A 1732-nucleotide genomic window follows, 5' to 3' on the forward strand; every position below is an offset into this window, starting at 1 on the left:
TCGTGGTGCCAGCGCGACGGCCCTGGTCCCTCTCAGCCTGGGCCACCCAGTTGTGAAGGGTCTGCGCCGTACACCCGATCTTCGCCGCAATCGAGACGATCGCCGCCCATTGCGAGGCGTGATCGCCTCGGTGCTCGATCACCATCCGCACGGCGCGCTCGCGCAATTCAGGTGAAAACTTCTGCCTTTGCTGCTTGTCCATGGCTCCATCCTCTCAAGAGTTGGAGCCTCCGGCAAACCCGGGGCGGTTCAGAATAATTCCGGCAGATCGCTATAGAGCGAGTCCGCGAGACTAAACTCTCCGCAACGGGCGCACTTGACGCGCACGAGCGGCCCCCATCCGGTGACTTCGGCGGGATTCGTCGAACAGACCGGGCAGGTTTGGATTATTCTTCCCATTGGCTTCCCAGCCTGGATTTCGGGGGAGATTTTTGCGCCATATTCTTCAATAAATTCCTGATTTTATTGGTGCCGGGTGCCCGTTTCCGTCAGTCCCCCGACTGACCGACTTGAATTTATTCTACGTCTTGGCGCTCTCAAAGCCGCCTAGGGGAGTGCCAGCGATGATAGGCTGCGGTCCTCCCGCGCAAAAAAGACAAGGTCGGGCCGGCAACGCCGAGAACTGTGCTTCCTGTGGTGTGCTGCTTGATCCATCCCCTGGATCTCGCCGCCAGCGTTATTGCGGCTCTGCGTGCCGCCAAGCGGCCCACCGTGCGAGAAAATGCGTCGGCCGACCCGAAATACCACGCGTTACGATCAACCCATTTGGCTCGGCCCCGCTCGAACTCGTCGGCCATGGCTTCCGCTGGTCTCGGCCGCGAGCGAACGCCGAGACTGCTGCTGCCCTCCGCGAAGTGATCATTCGCGAAATTGGCGGCGAACGGTGATCGCCGGCGCTTTCGGGTTCTTGGCCTTGAGCCAACGCGGCGTTCGGCCCAATCGGTATGGTGACCCGAGCCGCTTCGACACGATGCCCTCACAGCCGAGCTTACATGCGTGCTTGAAGATCATGGCGCCGTCGCCCTCGAAATGCTCGTTAGGGACGATGTTTGTCGGAGCGCCACGAAGCAGTTTCGCGAGCCGTTGCTTGCGCTGCTCAATCGGGAGCCGACGCAAATCTTCACCGTCCAATTCGAGAACGTCAAACGCACAATGGACCGCCGCAGCACTGGTCTGCTGCCTTCGGATTAGCTCGAAACGGCCAAACCGTTGCCGTCGCACACAATGGCCGCGCCATCGATCAGGCAGAAGTGGATGTCCAACTTAGCAACCGCCAAAGGCGATCAAGGGGAAGCGCTGGAGTAAAGTCGTTGCCCTCGCGGGTAACCAGGCGCACGCCAGCGGCATCCCGCGCGCCAGGAGCCGGAATCCGCCGTGTTTGATCTCGTGAATCCACCCCGAGCCGCACGGCGGCAGCTTGGCAGGGGACGGTAGGCACGGCTCGATAAAGCCGACCGTGCAGCGGCTACGCTCACGCAACAAAACCATGACGTACGGGTAGATAGGGCTGCCTGACAACCCTGTCGAATCTCAACGAGACCCAATTCGTCAGCGCCTCAACGAGACCGAATTCGTCAGCGCGGTTGCCACAGCAGTATGTCCCTGCGGCGCTGGATTATTGGAGGGTAATGATTATTTGCTCATTCAATTAGGCCGGCTGGGCGGCATCCCCATCCCCCCGACACCCCTGCCGCCCAGTACAGAAGCCTAAGTTGAGGCAACAACTTCTCTC

At 60.5% G+C, this 1732-nt stretch carries 2 protein-coding genes; both read right to left on the reverse strand.

Annotated features, from left to right (window positions below; all coding sequences use genetic code 11):
• A partial coding sequence (locus WB528_RS01820; RefSeq protein WP_423886721.1) for a transposase occupies positions 1-202 on the reverse strand: 202 nt, incomplete at its 3' end.
• Between the two features lie 656 nt (positions 203-858).
• The gene (locus WB528_RS01825) at positions 859-1221 is read right to left on the reverse strand and encodes a hypothetical protein (RefSeq protein ID WP_423886722.1); all 363 of its coding nucleotides are present in this window, start codon (positions 1219-1221) and stop codon (positions 859-861) included.
• Positions 1222-1732: the final 511 nt, after the last annotated feature.

Origin of the sequence: Bradyrhizobium sp., from assembly GCF_049586575.1 — a bacterium.
Classification (GTDB): Bacteria; Pseudomonadota; Alphaproteobacteria; order Rhizobiales; family Xanthobacteraceae; genus Bradyrhizobium.